Origin of the sequence: Staphylococcus sp. HMSC34C02 (genome assembly GCF_001838705.1) — a bacterium.
In the GTDB taxonomy this organism is placed as follows: domain Bacteria; phylum Bacillota; class Bacilli; order Staphylococcales; family Staphylococcaceae; genus Staphylococcus; species Staphylococcus borealis.
On the sequence record NZ_KV838593.1, the window covers coordinates 622 to 5,700 of the forward strand.

General features: G+C 30.6%; 4 protein-coding genes and 1 pseudogene. 4 read left to right on the forward strand and 1 reads right to left on the reverse strand.

Going from position 1 to position 5,079, the window contains the following annotated elements; genetic code table 11:
* Positions 1–920, forward strand: a 920-nt coding sequence (locus HMPREF3239_RS11525; protein WP_141763618.1) for a DUF1542 domain-containing protein, incomplete at its 5' end; no start/stop codon positions are given.
* Between the two features lie 99 nt (positions 921–1,019).
* Here the strand turns inward: HMPREF3239_RS11525 and HMPREF3239_RS11530 are convergent.
* Positions 1,020–2,273, reverse strand: coding sequence for a BaiN/RdsA family NAD(P)/FAD-dependent oxidoreductase (locus HMPREF3239_RS11530; protein WP_070855679.1), 1,254 nt, complete (start codon positions 2,271–2,273; stop codon positions 1,020–1,022).
* Between the two features lie 269 nt (positions 2,274–2,542).
* On the opposite strand from HMPREF3239_RS11530, the gene HMPREF3239_RS11535 reads away from it, so the two are divergent.
* From HMPREF3239_RS11535 to HMPREF3239_RS11545, 3 genes and pseudogenes are all read left to right on the forward strand, one after another.
* Positions 2,543–4,180: a putative polysaccharide biosynthesis protein gene (locus HMPREF3239_RS11535; RefSeq protein ID WP_053030516.1), complete on the forward strand. Its 1,638-nt coding sequence runs from the start codon at positions 2,543–2,545 to the stop codon at positions 4,178–4,180.
* A complete protein-coding gene (locus HMPREF3239_RS11540) occupies positions 4,177–4,872 on the forward strand; it encodes a pseudouridine synthase (RefSeq protein WP_053030514.1) in 696 nt (231 codons plus the stop codon). Before HMPREF3239_RS11535 ends, HMPREF3239_RS11540 begins: the two co-directional genes overlap by 4 nt.
* Before the next feature lie 17 nt (positions 4,873–4,889).
* Positions 4,890–5,079: pseudogene (locus HMPREF3239_RS11545) on the forward strand (YtxH domain-containing protein); the annotation flags it as partial.

Sequence of the window (5,079 nt, forward strand, 5' to 3'; positions counted from 1 at the left end):
CGGTTGAGAAAAAAGCACAAGCAAAACAAGCAATTGACAAAGCAGCCGAAGTTAAAAAAGGAGAAATCGATCAAACGCCTAATGCTACAGATGAAGAAAAAGTAGCGGCAAAAGCTAAGGTAGACGAAGTAATTAAAATTGCGAAAGAAAATATTGATAAATCTTTAAACAACAGCGAAGTTGATGCATCTTTAAGTAAAGGTAAATTGGATATAAATAAAGTTCAAACTACAGTTATTGCGAAAAATAAAGCACTTAAACATCTGATGGATATTGCAACTAAGCAAAAAGAAATCATTGATTCAAATAAATCTGCAACTTATGAAGAAAAAATGCGTGCAAAACATAAGATTGATCAAATAATAAATCAAGCTTTTGCAGAAATTAAAAAAGCGAAAAGTAATAGAGAAGTTAAAGCAATTGATATTAAATATAGTAAGTTAATTACACAAATAAATACCTTAGCTAAAGCTAAACTAAACGCTAAAAAAGTAATTTTAAGTAAAGGTAAGGATATAGTAGAAAAAATAGAGAATTCACAAAATATTTCTAATGAAGAAAAGAATAAGTTAAAGACACTTGTAGATAATATTGTTAAAAGTTCATTATTAAGAATTGATAAAGCTACACATGATACTCAATTGAGTCAAATTGTTGAAGAAACTGAAGCTAAACTTAACGATATTAAATTTAATAAAATGAAAAATACTGAAAAAATTTCTAAAATAGAAAAAGAAGCTTCTAAAAATAAAAATCCTAGAGTCAATTCTAAATTAAAATTAATAGAATTTAATGGAAATACTTTATTACCTAATACAGGTATTAAAAAAGTAGAAGATGTTGTACCATTAACTCAATTGTCTTTAATCAGTGGATTATTCTTACTATTAATATCAAAGCGAAGAAAAAATGTTAAATAAGATTGAAATACGCTCTTTACCGGTAATCAGAAATTAAATTTTAAAAGAACTTCCTTCAAACGTTTAAATCCTAATTTGTTTGAAGGAAGTTCTTTTGTTCTATTTAAAAATGGCTGCTTCATGTCCAGCAACATGGCCAGTTACTAATGCACTAGTAATATTATAGCCACCTGTATAACCGTGAATATCTAATACTTCTCCACATAAAAATAAACCAGGTTGTATTTTTGACATCATCGTTTTTGGCCAAATTTCTTTTAAACTTACACCACCACCAGTTACAAAGGCTTTATCAATTGGTAAAGTGCCGTTCACTTTAAAGGTAAAGGCTTTAAAACAGTCAACTAATTTTTTTAGTTGTTGGTTTGATATGTGATGATATGTAGTATTTTCATCGATTTGAGCTTGTTTGAGCATAAATAACAAATATCGTTCTTCTATAAGTCCTCTTAAACTATTTTTTATGTACTTATCAGGTTCTTCAATTAAAATAGATGTTATTTTTTCCTCTAGAACATGATTTTTGTATTCTGGAAAAACATCTAATTGCATATTAATTTCTTTTTTCTTTTGATTTTTTTGTTCTTTATAAACAAATTGACTACATCTTAGTGCTGCTGGTCCACTTATACCAAAATGAGTAAATATCATATCCATTTGATGGCTAATTCGTTTTTTACCGTTTTTCTTAAGCACGGATAATTCTACATCTTTAAGACTTAAACCTTTGAGTTCTTTGGATTTAATAAAGTGTTCTGCTGAAGTAATAGGAACTTCAGTAGGGAAGAGTTCAGTAATGCTATGACCTAAACTTTCCGCAAATTTGTAGCCATCTCCAGTTGAACCTGTTTGAGGTACACTTGTGCCTCCAGTTGCAATGATGACACTTTTACTTAAAAATGAGCCTTTATCAGTTCTAACTGTAAATATCCCATTGTCTTCTACATTAATATCGTTAACGATCGTTTCTTCTTTAATATCGACTTTATTTTGTTTAATGGTGTTTACAAGTGTATCTACTACATCTTGAGATTTATTAGATACTGGAAACATACGGCCGTGATCTTCTTCTTTTAATTTGACGCCTCTAGATTCAAAAAAGTGTATGATTGATTCGTTATCAAATACAGAAAAAGGGCTATATAAAAATTTTCCATTACCTGGTATATTTTTAATTATTTCTGCATATGGTAATCGATTCGTAACATTACATCTACCGCCACCAGAAATTTTAAGTTTTCTACCTAAACCTTTCTTTTTCTCTAATAAAAGTACTTTTTCACTTTGCTCAGATGCAGCAACTGCAGCCATGAGTCCGCTAGGTCCACCACCTATGATTATTGTTTGATACATTGAGAAACCTCCGTCTTATTATCTTAGTGCTATTATTATAATTTAAATTACGATTGAATTATTAACAATTTTAGTTATAATTTAAGATTGGTTCATTAACAAATGAATATATATCTTGATTTATTATGCGTTTAAACCTAAATTTAGTAAAACTATTAAAGTCATTAGTAAACAATTAGTATTTTGTGATATATTTTATAGTAATGCAAGCCCTTCAAAAAGGTTTTAAATTAAATAAATTGATTATTAAAAAGGCAGGAAGATTAAATATGAGTGAAAATAAGGAAATGGTAAGAGGTACCTTTCTCATTACATTAAGTATTCTAATAACTAAAATATTAGGTGTACTTTTTGTAATTCCTTTTTATGCCATTATGGGTGCAAATGCGGAAGAAAAGTTAGCACCATTTAACTATGCATATGTTCCATATAATATCGCAATTGCTGTTGCAACAGCGGGAATACCATTAGCAGCCTCAAAATTTGTAGCTAAGTACAATGCTTTAGGTGCGTATAAAGTTGGACAGAAATTATATAAATCAAGTTTTATCGTTATGTCCATATCAGGAATAATAGGATTTTTAATTCTATTTTTCTTAGCGCCAGATATTGCTTCTCTAACTTTAGGACGTAAAGAGGGCAAAGGCGGATGGACAATTGATGATATTACTTGGATCATTCGAGTGATAAGTATGGTAGTTGTATTTATACCATTACTTGCTACATGGCGTGGTGTATTCCAAGGGTACGAATCAATGGGACCTACAGCTGTTTCTGAGGTAACAGAACAACTCGCTAGAATTGTGTTTATACTTATCGGAAGTTTCTTAGTATTAAATGTCTTTCATGGTTCTTACTTACAAGCAAATGGTATAGCTACGTTTGCAGCCGCGATAGGTGCTATTGCTGGTTTACTAACGCTTTGGTATTACTGGCGAAAACGTAAGCCACATATTCAAAAAATGGTAGCATCCGATAATTCTGGACTAGATGTTTCTTATACTAAAATGTATAAAGAAATAATTTCATATAGTATTCCATTTGTTATTGTAAGTCTGAATTTCCCACTATTTAATTTAGTGGACCAATTTACACACAATAATGCATTAGATGCAGCAGGATTCCATGCGAATAAAGACTATTTCTTTACTATCTTAAACTTTACAACAAACAAAATTGTTATGATACCAACATCATTAGCAGCGGGTTTTGCAGTTAGTTTAATACCATTTATTACCAAGACTTTTGCTGAAGGTCGCTTAACAGAAATGCATCGTCAAATTAGAACGTCTATTGGCGTATTAATGTACATAACAGTGCCAGCAAGTCTTGGAATAATGGCATTATCATCTCCTTTATACACTGTATTCTATCAATATAATCCAGATGGTAATAAAATACTATTTTACTATGCACCAGTTGCAATTTTAATTTCTTTATTAAGTGTAACTGCGTCAATGCTACAAGGGATTAACAAACAAAAATTAACAGTTTTTGTAATTTTAGGATCTGTAATTGTTAAATTAATCTTGAATATTCCATTAATTATGATATTCCATACAGCAGGTGCAGTATTAAGTACTGCTATTGCGCTTACAGTCGCTAACATCGCGAACCTAATGATTTTGAAAATTTATGCTAAATTCCATTTTACAGATACATTTGTTCAAGTTGCTAAAATTTTCATTTATAGTTTAATCATGATGATAAGTGTTGAAGTTGTTTACTTTATTTTAAGCTTGTTCATATCTGTCGATCGTAAATCTGGAGCGTTTATTATTCTGATTATTGGCGTTATTGTAGGTGGTCTCATCTATGGTACAATTACAATTAAAAATAGATTGGCTGATGAGTTTTTAGGAGATTTACCTGGTAAAATTCGTCGAAAAGTTGGTTTCTTAAGATGAGATTAGATAAATTTTTAGCTAATATGGGTGTGGGAACACGTTCTGAGGTAAAGCAACTTTTAAAAAAAGGGACCGTTACAGTTAACGATTCGATAGAGAAATCACCTAAATGTCATATTAATCCAGAAGACGATATTGTGATGGTAAATGGAAAACAAATTACGTTTATTAATCATATTTATATTATGCTCAATAAACCTAAGGGCTATATTTCAGCTACGCATGATGGAACGAATCGCACTGTCATAGATTTAATTCCAGAATATCAACATTTAGATATCTTTCCTGTTGGTAGATTAGATAAAGATACAGAGGGATTATTGCTTATCACAAATGACGGTCAGTTTAGTCATGAATTGATGAGTCCCGTTAAACATGTATCAAAGACATATGAAGTCATCTCTCAACATACGATATCTGATGATGATATTGAAGCTTTTAAGCAGGGGATCACGCTATCTGATGGACCAGTTAAACCTGCTTTACTAACAAGAGTAAATGAGACTACGTCACAGGTGACCATTTATGAAGGTAAGTATCATCAAGTTAAAAGGATGTTTCATGCCATTGAAAATGAGGTATTAGAATTAAAACGTCTTAAAATCGCTAATTTGGCGTTAGATGAAAATCTTAAATCTGGTGAGTATAAGTTACTCTCAGATGACGAATTAAAGCTTTTACAGCATTCATAAAGGAGAAGGTGTTTACTATGTCTAAAACTACAGGCTTATTTAGAATTATTGCTGGTGTCGGTGCTGCAACTGCAGCAGTTGTATTATCTCGAAAAGAAAGTAGAGACAAATTAAAAGAGCAATATAATAAATACAAAAAAGATCCAGAAAGTTATAAAGAAAATGCAAAAGGATTAGCGAGTCAATTAGGTTCAAAAGCTAATGAAA